Source organism: Moorena sp. SIOASIH, from assembly GCF_010671925.1.
Taxonomy (GTDB): Bacteria; Cyanobacteriota; Cyanobacteriia; order Cyanobacteriales; family Coleofasciculaceae; genus Moorena.
This window is the reverse complement of record NZ_JAAHIH010000003.1, coordinates 931,820-954,248: the sequence shown is the minus strand read 5'-3', so window position 1 is coordinate 954,248 and position 22,429 is coordinate 931,820. Positions and strand designations below refer to the sequence as shown.

General features: G+C 43.7%; 17 protein-coding genes. 6 read left to right on the top strand and 11 right to left on the bottom strand.

Features of this window, described 5'->3' with window-relative positions:
* Positions 1 to 123: 123 nt before the first annotated feature.
* Together F6J90_RS19505 and F6J90_RS19500 are read right to left on the bottom strand one after the other, a co-directional pair.
* Entirely contained in the window at positions 124 to 1,470 is a 1,347-nt protein-coding gene (locus F6J90_RS19505; protein WP_293097000.1) for a hypothetical protein, read from the bottom strand.
* A gap of 471 nt (positions 1,471 to 1,941) precedes the next feature.
* Positions 1,942 to 3,819, bottom strand: a complete 1,878-nt coding sequence (locus F6J90_RS19500; protein ID WP_293096998.1) for a DUF3370 family protein — start codon at positions 3,817 to 3,819, stop codon at positions 1,942 to 1,944.
* 201 nt (positions 3,820 to 4,020) lie between these two features.
* Here F6J90_RS19500 and era point away from each other — a divergent pair, with 201 nt between their 5' ends.
* Positions 4,021 to 5,049, top strand: a complete 1,029-nt coding sequence (era, locus tag F6J90_RS19495; protein WP_293096995.1) for a GTPase Era — start codon at positions 4,021 to 4,023, stop codon at positions 5,047 to 5,049.
* A 377-nt stretch (positions 5,050 to 5,426) separates the two neighbouring features.
* Here era and F6J90_RS19490 read toward each other — a convergent pair whose 3' ends face one another.
* Positions 5,427 to 5,993, bottom strand: a complete 567-nt coding sequence (locus F6J90_RS19490; RefSeq protein WP_293096993.1) for a Uma2 family endonuclease — start codon at positions 5,991 to 5,993, stop codon at positions 5,427 to 5,429.
* Positions 5,994 to 6,108: 115 nt separating this feature from the next.
* Positions 6,109 to 8,703 (bottom strand): DNA gyrase subunit A, encoded by a 2,595-nt coding sequence (gyrA, locus tag F6J90_RS19485; RefSeq protein ID WP_293096990.1) that lies wholly within the window; start codon positions 8,701 to 8,703, stop codon positions 6,109 to 6,111.
* 341 nt (positions 8,704 to 9,044) lie between these two features.
* Here gyrA and F6J90_RS19480 point away from each other — a divergent pair, with 341 nt between their 5' ends.
* The gene (locus F6J90_RS19480) at positions 9,045 to 9,185 is read left to right on the top strand and encodes a hypothetical protein (protein ID WP_293096987.1); all 141 of its coding nucleotides are present in this window, start codon (positions 9,045 to 9,047) and stop codon (positions 9,183 to 9,185) included.
* 76 nt (positions 9,186 to 9,261) lie between these two features.
* Positions 9,262 to 10,188, top strand: a complete 927-nt coding sequence (locus F6J90_RS19475) for a histone deacetylase (protein ID WP_293096984.1) — start codon at positions 9,262 to 9,264, stop codon at positions 10,186 to 10,188.
* A 141-nt stretch (positions 10,189 to 10,329) separates the two neighbouring features.
* Here the strand turns inward: F6J90_RS19475 and F6J90_RS19470 are convergent, their stop codons facing one another.
* The gene (locus F6J90_RS19470; RefSeq protein ID WP_293096981.1) at positions 10,330 to 10,428 is read right to left on the bottom strand and encodes a cytochrome b6-f complex subunit PetL; all 99 of its coding nucleotides are present in this window, start codon (positions 10,426 to 10,428) and stop codon (positions 10,330 to 10,332) included.
* A gap of 124 nt (positions 10,429 to 10,552) precedes the next feature.
* On the opposite strand from F6J90_RS19470, the gene F6J90_RS19465 reads away from it, so the two are divergent.
* Positions 10,553 to 11,260, top strand: coding sequence for a hypothetical protein (locus F6J90_RS19465; RefSeq protein ID WP_293096978.1), 708 nt, complete (start codon positions 10,553 to 10,555; stop codon positions 11,258 to 11,260).
* 27 nt (positions 11,261 to 11,287) lie between these two features.
* On the opposite strand, the gene F6J90_RS19460 is transcribed toward F6J90_RS19465, so the two are convergent.
* Both F6J90_RS19460 and F6J90_RS19455 read right to left on the bottom strand, forming a co-directional pair.
* Positions 11,288 to 12,523, bottom strand: coding sequence for a transposase (locus F6J90_RS19460; RefSeq protein WP_293097847.1), 1,236 nt, complete (start codon positions 12,521 to 12,523; stop codon positions 11,288 to 11,290).
* A gap of 270 nt (positions 12,524 to 12,793) precedes the next feature.
* On the bottom strand, positions 12,794 to 13,681 hold the full coding sequence (locus F6J90_RS19455) for a carbohydrate ABC transporter permease (protein ID WP_293096975.1): 888 nt from the start codon (positions 13,679 to 13,681) through the stop codon (positions 12,794 to 12,796).
* Positions 13,682 to 13,737: 56 nt separating this feature from the next.
* Here F6J90_RS19455 and F6J90_RS19450 point away from each other — a divergent pair, with 56 nt between their 5' ends.
* Positions 13,738 to 13,860: a hypothetical protein gene (locus F6J90_RS19450; protein WP_293096973.1), complete on the top strand. Its 123-nt coding sequence runs from the start codon at positions 13,738 to 13,740 to the stop codon at positions 13,858 to 13,860.
* A gap of 197 nt (positions 13,861 to 14,057) precedes the next feature.
* On the opposite strand, the gene F6J90_RS19445 is transcribed toward F6J90_RS19450, so the two are convergent.
* From F6J90_RS19445 to F6J90_RS19430, 4 genes are all read right to left on the bottom strand, one after another.
* The gene (locus F6J90_RS19445; RefSeq protein WP_293096970.1) at positions 14,058 to 14,183 is read right to left on the bottom strand and encodes a hypothetical protein; all 126 of its coding nucleotides are present in this window, start codon (positions 14,181 to 14,183) and stop codon (positions 14,058 to 14,060) included.
* Positions 14,180 to 15,202 carry a sugar ABC transporter permease gene (locus F6J90_RS19440; protein WP_293096967.1) on the bottom strand — a complete coding sequence of 341 codons (1,023 nt, stop codon included), beginning with the start codon at positions 15,200 to 15,202 and terminating at the stop codon, positions 14,180 to 14,182. Before F6J90_RS19440 ends, F6J90_RS19445 begins: the two co-directional genes overlap by 4 nt.
* 38 nt (positions 15,203 to 15,240) lie before the next feature.
* On the bottom strand, positions 15,241 to 15,834 hold the full coding sequence (locus F6J90_RS19435; protein WP_293096964.1) for a hypothetical protein: 594 nt from the start codon (positions 15,832 to 15,834) through the stop codon (positions 15,241 to 15,243).
* 434 nt (positions 15,835 to 16,268) lie between these two features.
* The gene (locus tag F6J90_RS19430) at positions 16,269 to 17,615 is read right to left on the bottom strand and encodes an ABC transporter substrate-binding protein (RefSeq protein ID WP_293096961.1); all 1,347 of its coding nucleotides are present in this window, start codon (positions 17,613 to 17,615) and stop codon (positions 16,269 to 16,271) included.
* Positions 17,616 to 18,985: 1,370 nt separating this feature from the next.
* Between F6J90_RS19430 and F6J90_RS19425 the strand changes: the two genes are divergently transcribed.
* A complete protein-coding gene (locus F6J90_RS19425; RefSeq protein WP_293096959.1) occupies positions 18,986 to 22,162 on the top strand; it encodes a hypothetical protein in 3,177 nt (1,058 codons plus the stop codon).
* Positions 22,163 to 22,429 lie beyond the last annotated feature (267 nt).

Here is a 22,429-nt window from a genome sequence, read left to right as displayed (position 1 = left end):
AAGATACCGCAAGTTGGGAAAGACCAAACTTTCTCGTATCCCAGAAATAGTAAAGCAGATGCGATTGACCGTAGGTCACGCGGGGCGCGTTCGCATCTGCTGACTCAGTTTGAAAGTAATGAACTATTGGTGATTAAGTAAAGGAAAGTATTTTCCTTGCCGATACTCCCAAGTGATGCCCTCTGGATCCCGAGAGCGACTCCACTGGCTAAAGTTTGGTTCAGTGCGCATCCTCTTGAGTAACCTGTCCCCACAACGGAAGCGATCGCACATCTGTTTGACACTGTAGGGTTTTACTAAAATACCCTGGGATAACCCATTAGTCGTGGGAGTAGTCTCCTCGATCTCAGGTTCAAAGGTGTCTGATGATTCTTGATGAACCTGATTAACCTGATCAACTAAAGGAAAATATTTTCCTTGCCGATACTCCCAAGTGATGCCCTCGGGATCCCGAGAGCGACTCCACTGGCTGAAGTTTGGGTCAGTGCGCATCCTCTTCAGTAACCTGTCCCCGCAACGGAAGCGATCGCACATCTGTTTGACACTGTAGGGTTCTACTGAAATCCCCTGGGATGACCCATTAGTGGTGGCAGTAGTCTCCTCTATTTCAGGTTCAAAGGTGTCTGATGATTCTTGATGAACCTGATTAACCTGATCAACTAAAGGAAAATATTTTCCTTGCCGATACTCCCAAGTGATGCCCTCGGGATCCCGAGAGCGACTCCACTGGCTGAAGTTTGGGTCAGTGCGCATCCTCTTCAGTAACCTGTCCCCGCAACGGAAGCGATCGCACATCTTCTTCACACTGTAGGGTTCTACTGAAATCCCCTGGGATGACCCATTAGTCGTGGGGGTAGTCTCCTCTATTTCAGGTTCAGAGGTGGCTGATGATTCCTGATTAACCTGATTAAGTAAAGGAAAATATTTTCCTTGCCGATACTCCCAAGTGATGCCCTCGGGATCCCGAGAGCGACTCCACTGGCTGAAGTTTGGGTCAGTGCGCATCCTCTTCAGTAACCTGTCCCCGCACCGGAAGCGATCGCACATCTTCTTCACACTGTAGGGTTCTACTAAAATTAGCTCTGATGAAGATTTAGCAGGAGTAATCTTCTTTTTAGCAGAGGTAGCTGATGGAAATGCTGTGGTGATCTCGCCAGCTGGTAGAGCTTCGACGATATAATCTGCCAACGGCACCTCCTGGCTGTAAACCCCTTTAGTTGTGTGATACTTGATGATGCTTTCCCCGCTAAACCAATCTAGGGCTGTCCTCACGAAAAGCCACCCAGCTTGGGGGGACTTCTCCAGACATACTGGTGTCTTCTGCCCACTGGTAAGATTCACCAAGTTGTGTGTTGGCTTGAACATCCCCTTTTCGGGTATATAAAGTTCATCTTGCTGACGTTTCCGCCTCGGACTACATTCGAGACAGTATTTAGGAGGCTTACCAGGATAGCACTCACGAGTAGTCATATGATTGCATTTGGGGCAAAAAAAGGTAACTGGACGGGTATGGATCGTACGAGTGTGAGCACGCACGATAAAGGTTTGAGAAGGCATAAGTGGTCAAGGTATCAATAGTTATCTAGCAACAGTTATCAAGCAACCTGAGTGTGATATAGTTGTTCTGATGGCGACAGCAATTCTAGGTATATCCCTAGGCAGTAGCTGCCGTAACTAGATCATCTCTATCATCTAGAGTAAGCATTTCTGCTGGTTTGATGATCTTAGGCAAAACTTCGTCAGCAATAACTAAACTCCTAAATAGTTAATACTGATCGCTTTTGCTGGCATCAGCTATTTTTGATAAAGTTTAGTATGCTGCTAACGTTACACAATAGCAGATTCAGGCTAAATCCGTGATACTACTAGAATCGAGATTAATATTTGATTGTGCGATCGCGCAATTGCGACCTTGCATTTGTGAGCCGATTTCCAACTCTCCTAACCCTCCAAAGTCCGAACTGTAAGCACCTGGGGTGGTGTCGAATCCGGGGGATAGAGAAAATCCACCTGTAGCTGCCTAACTTCTTCAGGGGCTAAATTCAACGTCACCAATGGATGCCCTGGCTGTCCTCGTCGCTGCACTAAATGCACATAGCGCGTCTGAGCCTTTCGATCATCATCATCATAATTTATTCTGAGTGTACCCCGAAAGAACACGTTTTCAACCAGTGGGTTCAAAAACAGCAGTCGATCAGTACCCCCCTCATCCTTCAATGGCGTTTGCAGCGATACCGTCACCGTTTGGGGTTGATTAGTAGTATTCTTCAATGGTAAAGTTATATTGTATTCTACCCCATAATTACTGTGGGCAAAGTAGGCCGTATCGGGATAGCGCCTTAACATCGGTGCACTTTGAATTTGCCCTGTACTCAGAGTAATCAGATGTAGAGTCCCCACCACATAAGAAAATGCCTGCCCTAGCTGAGGAATACTCAAATAGTTAACATTTGGATTATCTTGAATCAGCACTTGCCATTGAGAACCTTGGGAAACACCAGCCACCCGACCAAACACCGTCGGTTCTTGAGGTGGTTCGAGAGGAGTGGGTATTGGTCCACGGGGTTGAGCTAAGCCACCGGTATCCAGTAAGTGTTGCCATTCTGCTACCGTAGGTTCCCGATAGTTTCCATTGCCATCACGAAGGGCTTTCATCGCTAAGTTGGCCACATACACCATCCCATCACTCCGTAACCGCATCATGGTAGAACGACCATTGGAAGCTGGTGATCGTTTAACTGGAATTGGCTGATTCATTAACATCTGGCTTTGTTTTGCCTTCAGCACCAGTTTGGCGGGAAATAGTTCTTGGAGAATTCCCCTGAGTACATCATTCATCGTCCGACTGCCAGAACCAGCATAGACTGTACCATTGGGATTATCCACCATATCCGGCAACGAGATAAACGGTGCATCTGGGGTAGACAGATAACTCGCCCCTTGCAAGACCTCCACTGTAACAGGTGTGTCCTTGGGATTATAAACTATCAATCCTTGGTAAAGGGGATGGGTTTCCGCCTGAGTTTCCGCTCTAGCAATATGGTGGGTAAAGATATCAAACCGTCCATTAAAGCCATAGTCAAGGTGGGCTGAAGGAACTTGTTTCCCTTCCGGTGAAAACGTAGACAGCAAAATTCCCTCACTTCTGACTAGTTCTGGACTATTGCTATTAAACACAGGCACCTGATCCAATTGCCCTGGTAAACTACGAACATGATCAGGAGAAACTTCCACTCCAGCAATATACTGAGGTGGGACAGCATAGATGTTTAAGGCCCGACACAGCAAAGCCGCTACTTCACCACGGGTAGCACTCTGATTTGGCTTGACCTGTTTGATATTGGGATAGTTAACCACAATAGTATTAATTGCTGCGGATGCGATTGCATTTTTAGCATACTGGGGAATCTGGGTAGCATCAGTAAAATACCGTCTGATAGTTCCATCGGGATCTGACGGGATAGGATAATTCTTGGCTCCTGCTAAAACGGCAATCGCTTGCACTCGTGAAATCGACTCATTCGGTTTAAATTGTCTGCCAGGATAGCCCGAAAAAAATCTCCGCTTGTAGGCATCTTGAATCACATTTTTGGCCCAATGATTACTAGGTACGTCCTTAAAACGAATACCACCTCGTTGAATCGGCGCTGAGGGAAACGCATTCAGCATTAAGACGGCAAACTCAGCACGGGTAATTCTAGAATTAGGACGAAATTTACCATCCGGGTAACCACTGACCAACTTACGCTCCCGCAGTTGGTTGATACAATCTCTAGCCCAATGATTTTCCAGGTCAGGGAAAGTAGCGGTATTGGTCATCAGTAGTATGTAGTCTAAACTGCTTGAGTGTGGGCAACTAATTTGGAATTTTTTACTTGAAGCCCGCAATCATTTCTATTTATGATACTGTTGGTCAATTAACCGGGGTGCTATCCCATGTAACAACATCCTCAACATAGTCCCTATCTACGTTGGTAACATACATTTAATAAGAAAACCATAAAAACTACGATTGGTTCAATGACTGACAATTCTAAAATCCAAGACGAACAAAACTCGGAAGAGGATTCGACCATAGACTCTTCCCAAGATAACCTAGAGGAAAAAGTGATCAATCCATCAGTTCTAGAAACTATTCCGATTGCTCCAGAGGGCTTTAAGTCTGGCTTTGTGGCGATTGTGGGACGCCCGAATGTGGGGAAATCCACACTGATGAATAAACTGGTAGGGCAAAAAATTGCCATCACCTCGCCAGTGGCTCAAACTACCCGAAATCGGCTGCGAGGTATCTTCACCACACCGGAAGCTCAATTGATTTTTGTGGATACGCCAGGGATTCACAAACCTCATCATCAACTGGGTAAGGTATTGGTAAAAAATGCCCAAATAGCGATTGAGTTAGTGGATGTGGTGCTGTTGGTGGTGGATAGTACGGTGGAGGCGGGAGGAGGCGATCGCTTTATTGTTGATCTACTGAGCCATACTAAGACACCAGTAATTTTGGGTGTGAACAAATCAGATATACAACCTCGACAGAGTAGGGGAGAATCAATCGATGCTAGTTATGCTAGACTAGCTACTCCTCAAGGCTGGGAAGTGGTCAAATTTTCTGCCCTGACAGCTGATCGCTTAGACCTATTGCAGCAAAAATTAATTGAGCGCTTAGAACCAGGGCCATATTATTATCCCCCTGACTTCGTAACTGACCAGCCAGAACGGTTTATCATGGGGGAATTGATTCGAGAGCAAATCTTACTCCTAACTCGTGAGGAAGTCCCCCACTCAGTTGCTATTACTATTGATTTAGTGGAGGATCAACCAAAAATTACCCGTATTTTTGCTACGATCAACGTAGAGAGAGACTCCCAAAAAGGTATTTTGATTGGCAAAAAGGGTACTATGCTCAAACAAATTGGTACTGCTGCTCGTCAGCAACTTCAAAAGTTAGTTGCTGGTCAAGTTTACCTGGAATTGTTTGTGAAAGTAAAACCCAAATGGCGACAATCTCGCTTACGGTTATTAGAGTTGGGATATCGGGTGGAAAAATAATAGTAAGTACGCTATAGCTATAGCATTTTTAGTTGATATATCAACCTAGGATTAATATAAAAATGGGCTGAAGGGGTGACAAACAGCCTTAAAAGCCTTACTGGGTGTGGGGTGTGGGGTGAAGGGTGTAGGGGAAGATCAGGAGCTGGCCACGTTGGTAGGGACGCTTGAATCAGGTTTCGGACCCAAGTAAATCGCTGGGGTCACTCCAAATTCGGTTCTATTTTCCCCATACCCCACACCCCACACCCCACACCCTGTCTACTTTTTAGCCTTGTTGTCACCCCCTCAGAAAAATGGGACAGATAACATGATATTTTAAAGAGCAAATTCAGCATTAATACTTCATAGTTACTACTTCATTTTTAACAATTAGTCTAAACGGCAAATACTTGTTCAACTGTCAAAGCCAACTCGGTAAATCTTTGTGATTCAATCTTTTGATTTCCTGTAAATTCTGTCAGATCATAAAACCCATCAACTAAACGCAAAACCGAAACCTTAGACTTAATTGGATCAACAATCCAATATTCAGGCACTTCCCGCACCGCGTATTCAGAACGCTTGTAGCGGTAATCATCTTGAGGATTACCTGCACTGACAATTTCTACTGCTAGTAGTGGTGCTGATTCCAGCACCGCTGATGACATGGAACGGATAGCTTGCCGCTGATTTTCTGAGATAATGACTAAATCAGGAATTCTAGATTTATTGTCAGCTGTGCGAACCCCAAGATTACCAGGCATAACAACCCAATCTAAACTAACCCTGTCAATTTCTCTATCAAATTGCTTGAATAGAAAAAGCATAATCAGGGCATGTAGTCCACTAGCAGGTGGCATAGCAATAAGCTCTCCATTAACAAGCTCATACTTGTAGTCAGTGTCATCATGGTAGGAAAGATACTCTTCAAATGTGTAAAACTTTTTTGCAGTTTGAATCATTTGAGTTGCCTCCTAGAGAACCGGTTTATTAGTGTAGTTAAGGTGGTTTTTGTAGACGGTTAACCGTCAACCGTCTACAAAAACCTATTGTAGGTTCACTTCTAGTGGCCTATTGTTATTGATCTACTGACTCTTCCTGCTCTTCGATTTCCTGCTCTTCGATTTCCTGCTCTTGATCTGAAATGGGTACTAAAGCAACCGCTGCGATCGCATCTTCATCATCTAACTTTTGCACTCTGACCCCAGTTGCCATGCGGGATTGGGGAGAAATAGCATCAACAGCTTGACGAATGATAATCCCTCGACTAGTGACTATCATCAATTCATCCCCTTCATTAACTACCTGTAGTGCTGCCAGTTGGTCTTTGGGTAAACGGAATTTGGTTGAGCGAACTCCCATACCAGCACGGTTTTGTAGCCGGAATTGGGATACCGGTACCCGCTTGCCATAGCCTCCCATGGTAACAATTAATACCCAAGGACCCTGAGCCGCTGTTTCCACCATCTCAGAATCACTAAGGTCTTCTGTCTCTTCCTCTGAATCCTCAGCAGCAGCTAGACTAGCGATGATTTGACCGGACAAAATATCCATACCGATTAATTCATCATCACCCTTGAGTTTCATAGCCTTAACTCCTCTGGTCGCACGACCAAGGGGGCGGAGTTGCTCATTGTCACACTTGAAGTGAATTGCCATGCCATGACGAGACCCAATTATGATGCTGTCTTCTTCCCTAGCACGAAGTACCCACCGCAACTGGTCTCCTTCCCCGAGGGAAATAGCAATTAATCCATTCGCCCGAATTTTGCTGAAAGCATCTAGAGCAGTTTTCTTAATGTAACCCTTATGGGTTAACATTACTAGATATTCATCATCCGTAAATTCAGATACCGGTACAATAGAAGTAATTTTTTCTTCGTGGGGAATGGGTAACATCTGCACAATCGGTACCCCCCTGGCGGTGCGAGATGCAGCCGGGATTTGGTAGGCACGCAGAGAGTAGACTACACCGCGATCGCTAAAAAATAAAATGCTATCGTGGTCACAGCAGGTAAAGAAATGCTCTACTTCATCATCATCTTTAATCCTGGCAGCAGCTTTACCACGAGTTGCCCTAGCTTGAGCTCTAAACTCATCCACAGGCATGCGTTTGATATACCCTTGCTCAGTCAGCAGAATCACAGCTTTTTCATTAGCAATCAGGTCAGTATCATCTAGTTCCCCTTCAACCTGTTGAATTTGTGTGCGGCGTGGTGTGGCCAAGCTCTGTTTCAGTTGCTTGGCTTCAGTTTCAATAATCTCCAGGATGCGACTTCGGCGAGCTAGGATATCCCGTAAATCGGCAATCCGAACTTGTAATTCCTCATGCTCAGCTTGAATCTTCTGGGCTTCCAAAGCAGTCAGACGGCGCAGCTGCATTTGCAAAATAGCATCGGCTTGGGCTTCAGATAGACTAAATTCTGTGACTAATTGTCCTCGTGCTGTAGTCGTATCCGCCGCCGCCCGAATCACAGCAATCACCGCATCTAAGGTATCTAGGGCAATTAGTAACCCTTGCAGTAAATGATCCCGTTCCTCAGCTTTGCGCAATTGGTATTGAGTCCGTCGGGTAATGGTTTCAATGCGGAAATCCAGGAAAACGTTTAAGAACTGCTTTATGGTCAGCAACTGGGGTTCATTGCCCACCAGGGCTAGCATATTTGCTCCAAAATTGCTTTGGAGGGGGGTTTGCTTGTAGAGATTATTCAGGACAACTTTGGGATAAGCATCGCGCTTTAGTTCGATTACGATTCGCATGCCATTGCGATCGCTTTCATCCCGAATATCGGAAATACCATCAATGCGCTTATCATTGACCAATTCAGCAATCTTTTCGATTAAACTTGCCTTATTGGTTTGGTAAGGTAGCTCAGTAATAATAATGGCTTCCTTGTCTGGACGACCTCGTTGCCCAATCGTTTCAATTTCTGCCACACCTCGCATGGTGATAGAACCCCTACCACTGGTGTAAGCATCTTTAATACCCGATGTTCCTAAAATTTGTGCGCCAGTGGGGAAATCTGGACCAGGGATATACCGCCTTAACTCCTTATCAGTTATTTCGGGATTATGGATCAGGCCGACTAAGCCATCCACCAACTCTCCCAGGTTATGAGGGGGGATATTGGTTGCCATACCCACAGCAATCCCCGATGAGCCGTTCAGCAGTAATTGGGGAATCCGTGCCGGTAAGACAGTGGGTTCTTGCTGGGAACCGTCAAAGTTATCAACAAAGTCTACGGTTTCCGACTCAATATCCCGAAGTAGGGCATTGGTAGCGATCACTTGCAAACGGCACTCTGTGTAACGCATTGCCGCTGGGGGGTCGTTGTCTACTGAGCCAAAATTTCCATGACCATTAATTAGAGGCGATCGCATGGAGAAATCCTGAGCCATGCGCACCAAAGCGTCATAAACAGCAGTATCCCCATGGGGATGATACTTACCCAACACTTCCCCCACCACACGAGCGCATTTGCGGAACGGACGGTCTGGGCTTAAGCCCAGCTCATGCATCGCATAGAGAATCCGTCGGTGTACTGGCTTGAGCCCATCCCTGGCATCTGGTAATGCCCGACCTACTATGACGCTCATGGCGTATTCTAAATAAGACCGGGACATTTCGTTCCGCAAATTTGTCGGGACAATGCGTTCTTGGGATGTACTCATAGTTGGACAAACTCCCTTATTATCGAGGATTTTGCTAAATAAATCGGTTAAAATCTCTCAAAAGAGGCTTTTAACACGTTTTTTTTTCAAATTTGGCTGGTTATTTTTAAATTTTAACACAAAATCTCGACTATAGCCGGTAACAGAACCACGGGCAAGGCTTAGACAATGAGCAGATTCGCGCTTCTTGTGCAAAAATTATGGGAAAAAGACAGAAAATTTCCTAGGGCAGCTTAGGAATTTCACCTCTTCTTGTTCATGTTGACTGGCGGTTTATACCACCAGGTTGTTTACCTGCCCTGACAAAACGTCAGAGGTTCCCAACAACTAAGGAGTTTTTGATGAAACTATCCTATGTTTTGATTGGCTTAGCTATTTTTGCCTTCATTTTGAGACCAGATTTAATCCCTGCCAGCCTCGCTCTAGCTCTGATCGCCTTTGGTGTCGTGTTTGGTATCTTTAGGGATCACCTGATGAAGTAATCGGTAAGGTTAATCTATTCACAAGTACCTTGCTCTAAAACGTTTTTCCATCATTTTGGCTGAATCGTGCTATAATATGTTACCTGTCATTTACTCCGATGAGTTTCTTGAACACGATAACGGTCGGTTTCACCCAGAACGACCAGAACGTTTAACTGCGATTGTTGATGCTATCAAAGCTGCACCTTGGGCTGACCAAATTAAGTGGCAGTTACCGACAGCGGTGGAAACTCGTCGAGTGATGCCTCTAGTACAACAAATTCATAGCCAGCGCTACATTGAGACAGTTGAAGAAATCGCCTTGAGTAATGGTGGCAGGTTAGATGCGGACACAGGGATATCCCCCCGCAGTTACGATGTTGCCCTACTCGCCGTTAGTGCTTGGCTAGATGCGGTAGATCAAGTCCTCACTACCAATAATTCAGCCTTTGTTCTAGCCCGTCCCCCTGGTCATCATGCTGAACGTCAGAGAGGGATGGGGTTTTGCTTATTTTCCAATGCTGCGATCGCAGCTTACTATTCCTTAGAGCAATCGGGAGTCGAACGAGTTGCCATCCTAGACTGGGATGTCCATCACGGCAATGGGACTCAAGATGTTGTAGAACGAGATGCTCGCATTGCCTACATCTCCCTTCATCAATCCCCTTGCTATCCTGGTACAGGCCAAGCCAGTGAACAAGGGTTTCACAATAATGTCCTCAATCTTCCCATGGCACCAGGCAGCACTTTAGAAGATTACCAGCCTATGTTTGAACAGAAAGTGATGCCCTTTTTAACCAAATTTCAGCCAGATTTATTGATTGTCAGTGCTGGTTATGATGCTAATGCCGCAGATCCCTTGGCAAATATTGCCTTGCAGCCAGATGATTATGGCCTATTTACCAAGTATTGTCTGCAACTAACTCGTCGGATTGTTTTTGGTTTAGAGGGCGGGTACGAACTCAGTGCTCTAGCGCAGTCGGTGCTAGCAACAATTAAACCTTGTTTGGCCAAGGAGAGTTGATATGGGTAAGTATAGCTAGGTGTAAGTATCCCTGGTTAATTATAGCTGGTTAACTATAGCGCTACAGTAGGCGGCTATACTCAAAACAATTAAATGTTTCAATCCGCCATACTGCTTGGATTATTCTGGAAACAACAGTAGTTAGATCAACTTAACTGCTCTAAGTCCAAAAAATAGAGTCAAAGCCACAGCAGTGGCAGCAGCTAGAATTCCAAAGTAAGCGATTGCTGCAGATATCATATTATTCTCCCAAAAATTGACTAGTGTAATAAGATTACCTAATTTTACCTCATCTTGAGTCTTATTCCTCAGAGCAATAGTCAACCGTCAATAGTCAACCGTCAGCTGTCAACGGTGAACAAACATGGAAGACAATAAATTTTTTCGTTTTGTGTGGCGCTTTAATGCCATTGTTATTATGGCTACTGGATTGCTAGCAATAGCGGTTTTGGCTTTTGCTGCTATCGAGATAGTCAAAAGCACTACGAGAGAGCGCCAGGAGATTAACATTGTTAATGTTAATGACGATAGCTCAAGCTCTCAAGAGTGGGAGCTGGGTAATCTCAGGGAGGTTGATGGCACAACCTATCTAATGGTGCCGCTTTACTCAGACCAATCTTATACCCAATCCTATTATAGCAAATCGACACGCTCAACTAGAAACTATTTGTTTTTGGATAGTGAAACAGGTAAAAGCAAATGGCTCTTTGCTAAAAATGATTATTTAATTGCTAGCGATAGCCTCATTTCAGAAACTAATGATAGAGCTAATAACAGGGTTGAATCTAAACCAGTTATAGCAGTTTTATACAACCTTATTAAACAAGATACCAATGGTGATGGAAGATTAACAAACAATGATAGTATGACAATAGCATTTACACATCCCAATGGTAATGACTATCAGGAAGTAGTAAGTGGAGTAGATAGATTTTTGGGTTACAAGGTTCTAAACGCAAATAGCCTATTAATTTTGTATCAACGGGATGGGGTTTCCTATTCAGCAAAGGTTTCTTTAGATAATTTTGCTCTCTCCAATGAAGCGGAATTGCCTAAAGTAGGTCAGCCCTGAATCTCACCCTCGTTGACACTCCCCGCTCTAAAGAGACGGGGATTCTTCGTTCAATAACCCGACTTGCTGCCCCTGGCCGGAACCAAGAACAGTAGAGGTCAGATCTCCCGAAGCGTTCGGATCGATGATCCAGGTTCCGGTGTGCCCCACCGTACCCAAAGCTCTATTAAGGATGTTGACTGCGGCGTTGTGTTCGCGTAGCGTCGGCTTCGCCGAATCTCGGTCTAATTTACAACCACACTTACAGACGTGAGTCCTGGTTGATAGTGACTTCTTCACGACCTCACCGCACTCAGAGCAGTTTTGACTTGTGTAGGCAGGATTCACTGCAACTGTGACCCTGCCAAACTTTTCACCAAAGTGCTCCAACCATTTTCTAAATTGATACCAACCTGCATCATTAATAGACTTAGCTAGACAATGATTTTTAACGAGATTCTTAACCCTCAAATCTTCATAGGCGACCAGATCGTTAGATCGGATTACGCAACGTGCCAGTCTCTTGGCATGTTCTTCACGCTGCCTACTTATTTTAAGGTGTTGTCTACCTAGTCTATTAATCGCTTTTTTACGATTGGATGAGCCTTTCTTTTTCCGAGAAACTCGACGTTGATAAAACTTTAAACGCTTCTCCCCGGCTCTATAAAAACGGGGATTCAGTTCTGTATTACCTTTGGAATCGGTATAGAATTCTTTTAGCCCTACATCCAGTCCCACAGTCGCGTCAGCAGGTTTTAATTGCTCTTTCACATCGACAGAGATGCAAAACTGAACGTAGTAACCATCAGCCCTCTTGACTATGCGAACTCGTTTGATCAACTTCTTATCGAAGCGCCACAAGTCCCATGTACCTTTGAGTTTTAGCTTCCCAATTCCTTTTTTGTCGCTAAAGGTAATCGATTTCTTGTTAGGGGATAACTTCCATCCTGACTGCTTGTATTCGACCGATATACAATGCTTCTGAAACTTAGGGAAACCCTTTTTTCCAGGTATTTTATTCTTGCAGTTTTCAAAGAAACGAGCGATTGATGACCATGCTCTTTCAGCCGCAGCCTGTCGGGCGGTTGAGTTGAGTTCATTGGCAAAAGGGAAATTCTTGGCTAAGGTTTTGCAGTATTTATTTAAGTCGTACTTGCTTAGCCCTTTATTGTCCATCCATAAACGAAGACAACTATTTCGTACAAATTTAGTAGTCCGAATAGCTTCGTCTATGGATTGATACTGCGCTTTTTTCCCGTAAGCTTTGAACTCAATTATGATCATCATAACTCGACCTCTTCTGTTATATGATTAGGCTAACACGCCTAGCACAAAAATTACAAGTCTTTTCTCTATATTTTTCACGGCGACTAAAGTCGCAGCGAGCCTACATCCCCGGTTTAAAAACACGGGGTTTTTGGCTTGTGGGAATTCACATAAAGTGAATCCTACTCCCTACTCCCTACTCCCTACTCCCTACTCCCTACTCCCTACTCCCTACTCCCTACTCCCATTAACCCAGGACTAAAGTACCTACTGCTATAGATAAGAGTTTCAACCCTTAACCGAACCGGCTAAAATCCCCCGCACAAAGTACCGCTGTAGAACAAAAAACACAATCAGTGGTACAATCATTGTAATAAATGCACCAGAGGTAAGAAGATGCCACTGCTGCCCACGATAACCTACTATATTTGTTAATCGGATCGTTAACGGGGCAACGTCTGGTGTAACTCCGAGATAGACTAAAGCAACTAGCAAGTCATTCCATACCCAGAGAAATTGAAACACGGCAAATGATGCGATCGCAGGCATGGATAGAGGCACAATCAGCTGGGTAACTATGGTTAGATGAGACGCACCATCCACTGCTGCTGCTTCGATTAACTCCTGAGGCAAACTAGCAATATAATTACGCAATAAATAAATTCCTAAGGGCAAACCATAGCCTGTGTGGGCTAACCAAATACCTAATAATGTACCGGAAAGTCCTAGATATCCGTAGACTCGCAATACCGGAATCAGAGTCATCTGTAACGGGACTACCAGCAAGCCAACTACTACCATAAACAGGACTTGGCGACCAGGAAATTTCATCCAAGCAAACCCATAGGCAGCAAAAGTAGCGATCGCAATGGGAATGACTGTAGCGGGAATCGAGATAACCAGACTATTGAGAAATGCCTGTCCCATCCCTTCGGAGGTAATCACATCAATATAGTTACCTAGGTGGTATTGGGTGAAATTGAAGGGGTGTTGGAAGACTGACCACCAACCGGTTTTGAGCACATCATCTCGGTAACGTAGGGAACTAATGAACAAGCCAACAGTGGGTAGAGTCCAGATCAAAGAGATGATAATCAGGGTCAGATGAATCGGGATTTTCCAGAAGAATTGCTGTAGGTGTTGGGATTTTGCTACAAAGAGCGGTTTTGGTGCCATAGCTGGGTTAAAGTCATGTCTGGAATTAGTCTATTTTTTGCCAAGATAAGCGCTTTGTGCAACCAATCCCACAACAGCAGTCGTTAAACAAGTGGGCAAAACAACTGGGCAAAACGAGTGGGCAAGATGCGTTCGCGAAGCGGCTCCAAAGGAGCATCGCATCACCCCAAGCCTTATAGAATTTCAACCATAGCTAGAACAGTTGCTTAACTCGGTGACGCCATCAGAATCAAATTTTAACTTTAATCTGAATACTATAGCATTTCTAAATCAATTAGAAATAATAAATAATAATTACCGTTTTTGACCTTAACCAAAATCCTTCTATGTCTTGATGCAGTCGCGAATGGGGGAAATCCCCTTTGGCCTCACTGGCTCACCTGTTCCCTTGCTGCATCGCTACTTGATTAACTCTTGCCTCTTGCCTCTTGCCTCTTGCCTCTTGCCTTTCCCAAGCGGGAGTATGTTCACAATTCAAATAATAATTATATATTACTATCAACGGCTGTTCTCCTGCTCTCGAAACCGACGGATATTGCTAATCATAACCGGAATAATAACTAGTAATAAAATAACTGCGATCGCACTACCTCGTCCAAAGTTCCGATAATTGAACATTTCCTTAATCATACGAGACGCAATCACTTCCGTATTTTGATTACCACCGGTCATCACCCAGACAATATCAAAGACTTTTAGCACCGCTATTACTACAGTAGTCACAACCACAGCAATAGTCCCTCGTATCATCGGAATAGTAATTTTCCAGAAGATTTGCCACTCACTAGCTCCATCTATCCGTGCAGCTTCGATAATATCTTTGGGGATACCTTTGATGGCAGCAGAGAGCAAAATCAAGCAAAACCCTGTCTGCAACCAAATCATAATCACAATCAGAGCATAATTATTAATCGAGCGCTCCACTAACCAACCTACAGGCTCAAATCCTAAACTGGTAATAATGCCATTGAGTAAGCCAATTTGTTCTGAGCCAGCTGGACGAAAAGCATAGATAAATCGCCAAATCACGCTAGCCCCCACAAAGGAAATTGCCATTGGCATAAAGATTATAGACTTGGCTACGAGTTCATAGCGTACCCGATCCACCAGCACCGCAATAATTAAACCCAATGCTACACTAAACCCTGTTACCAAGACCAACCAAAGGACATTGTTACGAAAAGCGATTAGCATAGTAGGGTTGGTAAAGGCAAAGATGTAATTGTCCAGTCCCACAAAATTTTGCGATCGCTTATCCAAGAAGCTGATATAGATAGTATTGAGGGTGGGGAGAATCAGGTAAGCGGTTAGTAATGCTAAAGCAGGGGCTAAGTATACCCAAGCCACAAAATGCGTTCGCGTAGCGTGACCGTTCCCGTAGCGTGGCCTTTTGGCCAAGGTCAATCGCGTTTTATTGGGTAGCTGATTTACCAAGCCATTCATGGCATATAATAAAGCTATCACCCCACCACAGCCTATGACAACGGCGAGAATGAAAGTAACTATTTTGAGCAATACCATCCTTCATTGCCTCATCACTTCATCACCTGATCACCTGATCACTTGATCACCTCATATAAATCTCTCACCGAATCCCGTTTATTGCCATGCTCTAAATTATAAAATTTATAATTTTTTTGCCACAGTTCCAGTTCATAGATAGATATTGATTTAGCGATAATGTCAGTGCTACTTGCACGATCACCTACTTGTGGATCGGTTGTAAATACTCCACAATGAATTTGGTTAGTTGATATATTCCAATAATCCCTCAATTTGTATTTCCAATCAATGACTTGTTCCACTACCTTATTTCTATGCTTATTTCTTCTAGTTCTTTCGTGCTTTCCTGTCGCTTCAGTATCAATATATTTAGTTTCAATTAAAAATAAATTTTTGTTTTGACTCAGATAAACAAAATCTACTTTACCTAAATTTGTATAGTCTTGGATTAGGGCTTTTTCAAACAGGATGAGCTGACTACAGGTTGGAAATAATGAGTTGATCTTGAAAAATAGATATGCCTGTAATAGAAGTTCCTTATCATAGGGAAAACCAATAACCCCTATAAAAAAACGTCTCATATCTTCTTCACTTTGTGGCTGTTCACCTTGGCAATAGGAAACAAATTTATCAATCTGACTAGTATCCATAGCTTATTTCTTATTTAAACTTGAGTTTGGCCTAAAGGGGGAATCCTAAACTTACGGTGTTCCTCAATTATGGAAGATCCAAAGGTAATCGGTAATCGGTAATCGGTAACTGCTCCAACTATACTTGAGTACCCTCACGCCAAATTTATAGTAGTCACTGACATCCTACTATATCCTTCCTGCTTACACCCCAAGGGATTGCCGTTACAGCGGAGCGAAGGGCAAGTGCTGATATTGTACTCAGATATTTAATCGTAATTAATCCCTAAACGGCACTATTGTCCATTTCGCTAAATGGTGGCGAATAACTGACTTAATTTGATTTCAGTATCTTATAGTTACAGATTTCCCAGGCAATTGTGCTAAAGTAACATTAGAAGGCGATTTTAAATAAATATTTTTTTTGACAATGACTAATCCCTAATTCCTCATACTTAATCTGGCCAACTGTCCTCAATAGTTTTCAGAACTGTATCCACATCTGTCCCACCAATATAATCAACAATGCCACTCCAGAATGTCCCGGTACCCACGGCTCCTGGCATCATATCCGAACCATCGAAGCGCACCATATCCGCATTGGCTAAGATTTCCGCTTGACGTTTAACAATGTCATTGGGGTAAGCATCCAAACTAACCTGTTTATGGGGTGAGACATAATCTCCCTGACTTGCCCAGATAGTATGGGCTTGGGCAGTTGATAAATACTCCATCAACTTCCGTGCTTCTGGAGTATCCTTAAACATAGCAGTCACAATACCAGACACTAACACTGGCACTCCCAATTCCTGTTTAATACCCGGTAACAGAAAGATACTCACATCATTATCTAGCGCTACATCTTTAGGTAAGAAGCTAGTAATAAAGCTGGCTTGGCGATGCAGATAGCAAACTGGGGGCTTATCAAATAAGGGTGTGGCTGCGTCACCAAATGGAGTGCTAATAATACCAACAGTACCACCAAACACATACTTAGGATTAAGGGCAATGTTGCCAAACTGCTCAAAAGCATTCTTAACCGCTGGGTGATTAAAGGGAATGTTGTGAGCAACCCACTGGTCATACACTTCCCCACCAACCGTGCGCAACATAATATCCTCAATCCAGTCGGTACCAACCCATCCTGTAGCCGCACCGCTTTCTATTCCGATGCACCAAGGGACACCGCCATCTGCCACAATCTGATCGGACAGTGCCATCATTTCATTCCAGGTGTTAGGGATTTTGTAACCAGCTGCCTTAAACGCAGCTCGATTGTACCAAACTAAGCTTTTGACCGCCGCCCTAATCCACACTCCGTATACTTTACTATCGACAGTTGCCAAATCTAGCCAGTTTTGAGAATAAGCAGCAGATAACTGAGATTTGTCTATGAAGGTATCTAGAGGTACCAGTTGACCTTCCCTAGCAAAGTCAGCCATCAAACCCGGTTGAGGGAACATGGCAAGATCGGGAGCATTTCCAGATTCCACCAACACAGGTAGGAGGGTGGCGAAATCACTACTGGCTTCATACACCACCTTGATACCCGTTTCTTTAGTGAAGGGTTCTAGTATCTGTTCGATTATTTGCTCCCCTTCCCCTGTCATTACTCCCAGGATAGTAACCGTATTGCTTTTAGCGTCTCCACCCTTGGGGGCACAGGCGACTAAAACTAAAGATAAACCTATAAATACAGTAGGAAATACCGTGTTAGGAGCCGGTTTAGTTCTAAATTTAGCAAAAAATTCTCCTATCTGTTCGACAAAACCTATATTGATCCAGAATTTGGGTCTGAACATCTTTCAATTATGAGCCTTAGCAAATAATGACACTCATACTGTGAGTACAATTCCGTTCTAAGATAACCCCACTCAATGACTTGAGCAACAACTTAGGCAGGGGAAGCTTGAGAAATCAGAATACACAGATGAAAGACTCTATGTTTGAAAGACAGGCTTAATCAACGTAACCCTTCAGCCTACTAGGTGGTGCGTTACGGGACCGACTGTCCCAACACTGGCTACCAAGAAAATCAGGGCTCGCCCTTGGGTGGTAGGTTAGGGGGCGGGCTGTCGCAACACTGGCTACGAGGTTGAAGATGAGGGCAAGCCCGCCCCTAATATCAAGTCTGGTTGAATACCCATAATTAAGAGGCCCGGGCGCGAGGAGGGTGGGGAGATGGGGAGATGGGAACCCACCCCTAACCCCTCCCAGGAGGGGAAGATGGGGAGATGGGGGAGGTTTTTATTAAGGGTAATTATCCTGACATGATATAACACACCCTACGCACCCTACGCAACTAAGCCCATCCTATGGTTGCCACCTATCAGCCATTCATGATGCTGGCAACAGAACAAACCGAACAAAAAGGCATCATGGCGACATCACCTACAAAAAAAAGCTTAAGCTGAATGCTGAATGCTTACCAATAAACCGTGACCTAGAAAAACTACTGATTTTAGCCTCTATCTATTGGTTAGAACTTTATACTAACTTCACATAACTAGGATTGGAGTTCGACGTAAACTGGTAAATTTTGATAGTTTATCCCTATTCCTAGGCTTTATTTATAGGGTTTATAAATGAGATGTAAACGTAGTAGGTCTTTTTTTAGTGGACAATAAAACCCTGGAGCTGTTTCCCCTATTGCGTTTTACATTTTTTATTTTGTATCTTAACTAAGGTAGTCTATTCACAACTAAAATAAAAACAATATCTGATGTTAATGTGGTTGAATTGCTAATCAAACCCTTAAATAAACATTCATCGTTAATACTTAAAAATACTCACTTAATTTATTGAAATTAAATTAAGTTAAGTTAATGTTTTTTGTCCGGATTTACGTTTTTTTCAAATTTGCATCTAAGCCTTTAAAAATAAACAAAAAAAAACCAAAAACATACACATATCAACCTTGAACGTAAACGGATATATTTCATGATGAATTTAAGATTAGGGATTTTAACTAGGGAAAATTTATGGTTTGTAACCCAAATCCCCTATGAAATTCAGTGCGTTTGACTAGTTATCGAATGGGGTTATAGCCACGATTCATGGCAACTGGTAATAAGCCATTAAACATGAACCATCAACAATCAGGAACTTTTCTGAGCGCCAAATTATTTACCGTAACTAGGCTTTGTCAAGCAGTAAGAGTTAACTAAAAGCAATGTCTAACACATTTTCCTCAGCTGATTCACTTCTGGATGATTACCAGTGGGACACTGAACCTATCACCTATAGCTTCTATAAAAGTGGTTCTTATTACGGACCTGAAACGGGGGTTTCAGAGATCTCAGAAGAAACCAAAGACAATATCAGAAGCATCCTCGAAACTCTGGAAAGATACCTTGATGTTGATTTCCATGAGGTAGCAGATACGACAACAGACTATGGTTTATTGCGCTACATGGTATCTGATGGTCCGAGCTATGCCTATGCCTATTCGCCTGAGGGATTTAACTTCAATGTCGGCAATTGGTGGGATGTGGCCGGGGATGTGCATTTGAACCCAGCCTTCGACACGACAGGTAAGAACGGATTTGCTGACGACTCAGGAAATCATGGCTACATGACCCTGATTCACGAGACATTACATGCTCTGGGTTTCAAACATCCGAATCCATACGAGGAGCATGATCAAGGTCCATTTTTGCCCTTTAACGAGGACAATACCACCAACACAGTAATGTCGTATAACTTTGCTGGGAAATCAGCGATTACCCCAATGACTTACGACATTAAAGCATTACAGTCTATCTATGGAGCTAGGGAGTATAACCACGGGGATACTACTTACTCCTTTGACAGGGTTTATGACTACACAGATGGTAATGAGGATTATGGTGCAACCGAAGAAATTAAGCAAACCCTCTGGGATAGTGGTGGTGAAAATACTTTAGACTTTTCAAACCTGGCTTTTTTGAATACAGGTTACCACTTTGATATGAATCAGGGGGGTATTATAACCACCCAAGACGCTTACAATGGTGGCTATTATAAAGCTAGGACCGATGAAAGCGGAAGAGAATACGTTACGTCTAAATTTGGGACTGCGATCGCATTCGATACAGTTATTCACAATCTGATCAACTCCAGCAGTGACGATTACATCATTGCCAATAGTGCGGCCAATATCTTTAGCGGTTATGAATTTGGAGTGTCCACGGGTGATGATATTATTAAAGGTTGGAACTATCTAGATACTTTAGATCTTTCCAATTATGCTTTCTCTAGTGTGACCCAAACCCAAAGCGGTGATGACCTGATTCTTGATCTAGGCTGGCATAGTTCGATTACCGTCGAAGACTACTATCGAGTTTCTCAAAGCGATCGCCTTAACATTACCTTCGAGCAGGATAGTCCAGCACCTGTATGGGAAGAGATGACTGTTCCGGACACAATAAATATTAGCGACGTTCAGTATGTTCAAAAGGAGCCTCAACCTACCAACACTGCTCCGACGGATATCACCCTATCTGCCCAAACTGTCAATGAATTCAGTAATAATGGCACCACTATTGCTACTCTGACTACTAGTGATGTGGATGGGGAAGATACCCATACCTATGAGTTATTCGATGATCCTGAAGGTCGCTTTGAAATTGTTGGCAATGAACTAAAAGTCAAAGATGGCAGCCTCTTATACTTTGATCACAACTCTAGTCATCAGATCAAAATCCGCACCACCGACTCCGGAGGTGAAAGCTACGAGAAAACGTTCACGATTCAAGTCCAAAACCAGAATTTTGCTCCGACGGATATCACCCTTGATGGCAACAGTGTCAAGGAATTCAGTAATAATGGCACCACTATTGCTACTCTGACTACTAGTGATGTGGATGGGGAAGATACCCATACCTATGAGTTATTCGATGATCCTGAAGGTCGCTTTGAAATTGTTGGCAATCAACTAAAAGTCAAAGATGGCAGCCTCTTAGACTTTGATATCAACTCTAGTCACCCGATCAAAATCCGCACCACCGACTCCGGAGGTAAAAGCTACGATAAAACTTTCACCATTGACGTCGAAAACCAGAATTTTGCTCCGACGGATATCACCCTTGATGGCAACAGTGTCAAGGAATTCAGTAATAATGGCACCACTATTGCTACTCTGACTACTAGTGATGTGGATGGGGAAGATACCCATACCTATGAGTTATTCGATGATCCTGAAGGTCGCTTTGAAATTGTTGGCAATCAACTAAAAGTCAAAGATGGCAGCCTCTTAGACTTTGATATCAACTCTAGTCACCCGATCAAAATCCGCACCACCGATCAGGGGGGTGAAAGCTACGAGAAAATTTTCACTATCGAAGTCCTTGACCAGAATTGGGAAAGCAAATCGATTAGGGGAGACCGTTACGATAATCGGCTTGAAGGCGGTCATGGTGATGATAAGATTTGGGGTAATGGCGATAATGACACACTAATTGGTGGCTCGGGTAATGACAATATTTCAGGAGGTTCTGGGGATGACAGTCTTGTTGGAGGTTCCGGTAACGACTTTCTCAGGGGAACTTGGGGCAATGACACTCTCGATGGTGGGTATAATGATGACACTCTCGGAGGTGGTCAGGGAAATGACTCCCTTTCTGGCGGTGTTGGCAATGATTCGATCATAGGAGATTTGGGCAACGATACCCTAGAAGGTAGTTCAGGTGATGATACTCTGAGCGGAGGTTCGGGTGATGACCTCCTCGACGGTGGTAATAACGATGATAGTCTCAGAGGAGGTAAGGGAAATGACACGCTCAAAGGTGGCTCTGGCGATGACTACCTTAGAGGAGACCACGGAAATGACAGCCTTGAGGGTGGCTCTGGTAACGACTCTTTGATCGGGGATTCGGGTGATGACAGTCTTGATGGTGGGAGTGGCAATGATACCCTAAAAGGTAGTTCTGGCAAGAACGATTTGATGGGAGGTTCCGGTGATGACTTCCTCGACGGTGGGCGGGACAATGACATGCTTAAGGGTGGCTCTGGCAACGACTATGTGATCGGAGGTTCTGGTAATGACACCCTCAATGGAGTTGGAAATGATTCCCGAGGTAATGGTGAAATTGATGTTCTTGTTGGTGGAGGTGGGTCAGATACTTTTCTCCTAGGAGATGATGATGGTTCTTTCTACCAGGGTGGGGGTGACAAGGATTATGCAAAGATTTATGACTTAGATTCTCAAGACATCATTCAGCTCTATGGTGTAGCGGATCAATATGATGTGCTTGAGGCTGATAATGGCTTACCCGGTAGCACAGCTTTGTATTTTGGGGATGATTTGATTGCAGTATTACACGATGTATCTGTGAGTGATGTCAGCAGTAGAATGGAATTTCTTTCCTAATCTGACCAGTTGTAAGATGGGCAAGATGACTGCAGTTAGGGAATATGGGGAAGAATCTGCCGAGAGTCGGACTGATTTTTCTGCATGTTTTAATAGGATTGCTATACTTTTACCTGCTTTTGTTTACCAGTTACCAAATACCGACTAACTATATTTCTCATCCATTAACAAAAACGGTATAATGCCACCCTTGAGTTTATAAACTCAAGGGTGGCATTACATTTATTATTTATTTATCAATAGGGGAGTTTGAGGGGAAAGAATACC

Bases quoted from the DNA above. Each gene is read 5' to 3' on its own strand.
- F6J90_RS19505 (WP_293097000.1), bottom strand. From the start codon at position 1,470: ATGACTACTCGTGAGTGCTATCCTGGTAAGCCTCCTAAATACTGTCTC.
- F6J90_RS19500 (WP_293096998.1), bottom strand. From the start codon at position 3,819: ATGACCAATACCGCTACTTTCCCTGACCTGGAAAATCATTGGGCTAGA.
- era (WP_293096995.1), top strand. From the start codon at position 4,021: ATGACTGACAATTCTAAAATCCAAGACGAACAAAACTCGGAAGAGGAT.
- F6J90_RS19490 (WP_293096993.1), bottom strand. From the start codon at position 5,993: ATGATTCAAACTGCAAAAAAGTTTTACACATTTGAAGAGTATCTTTCC.
- gyrA (WP_293096990.1), bottom strand. From the start codon at position 8,703: ATGAGTACATCCCAAGAACGCATTGTCCCGACAAATTTGCGGAACGAA.
- F6J90_RS19480 (WP_293096987.1), top strand. From the start codon at position 9,045: ATGAAACTATCCTATGTTTTGATTGGCTTAGCTATTTTTGCCTTCATT.
- F6J90_RS19475 (WP_293096984.1), top strand. From the start codon at position 9,262: ATGTTACCTGTCATTTACTCCGATGAGTTTCTTGAACACGATAACGGT.
- F6J90_RS19470 (WP_293096981.1), bottom strand. From the start codon at position 10,428: ATGATATCTGCAGCAATCGCTTACTTTGGAATTCTAGCTGCTGCCACT.
- F6J90_RS19465 (WP_293096978.1), top strand. From the start codon at position 10,553: ATGGAAGACAATAAATTTTTTCGTTTTGTGTGGCGCTTTAATGCCATT.
- F6J90_RS19460 (WP_293097847.1), bottom strand. From the start codon at position 12,523: ATGATCATAATTGAGTTCAAAGCTTACGGGAAAAAAGCGCAGTATCAA.
- F6J90_RS19455 (WP_293096975.1), bottom strand. From the start codon at position 13,681: ATGGCACCAAAACCGCTCTTTGTAGCAAAATCCCAACACCTACAGCAA.
- F6J90_RS19440 (WP_293096967.1), bottom strand. From the start codon at position 15,202: ATGGTATTGCTCAAAATAGTTACTTTCATTCTCGCCGTTGTCATAGGC.
- F6J90_RS19435 (WP_293096964.1), bottom strand. From the start codon at position 15,834: ATGGATACTAGTCAGATTGATAAATTTGTTTCCTATTGCCAAGGTGAA.
- F6J90_RS19430 (WP_293096961.1), bottom strand. From the start codon at position 17,615: ATGTTCAGACCCAAATTCTGGATCAATATAGGTTTTGTCGAACAGATA.
- F6J90_RS19425 (WP_293096959.1), top strand. From the start codon at position 18,986: ATGTCTAACACATTTTCCTCAGCTGATTCACTTCTGGATGATTACCAG.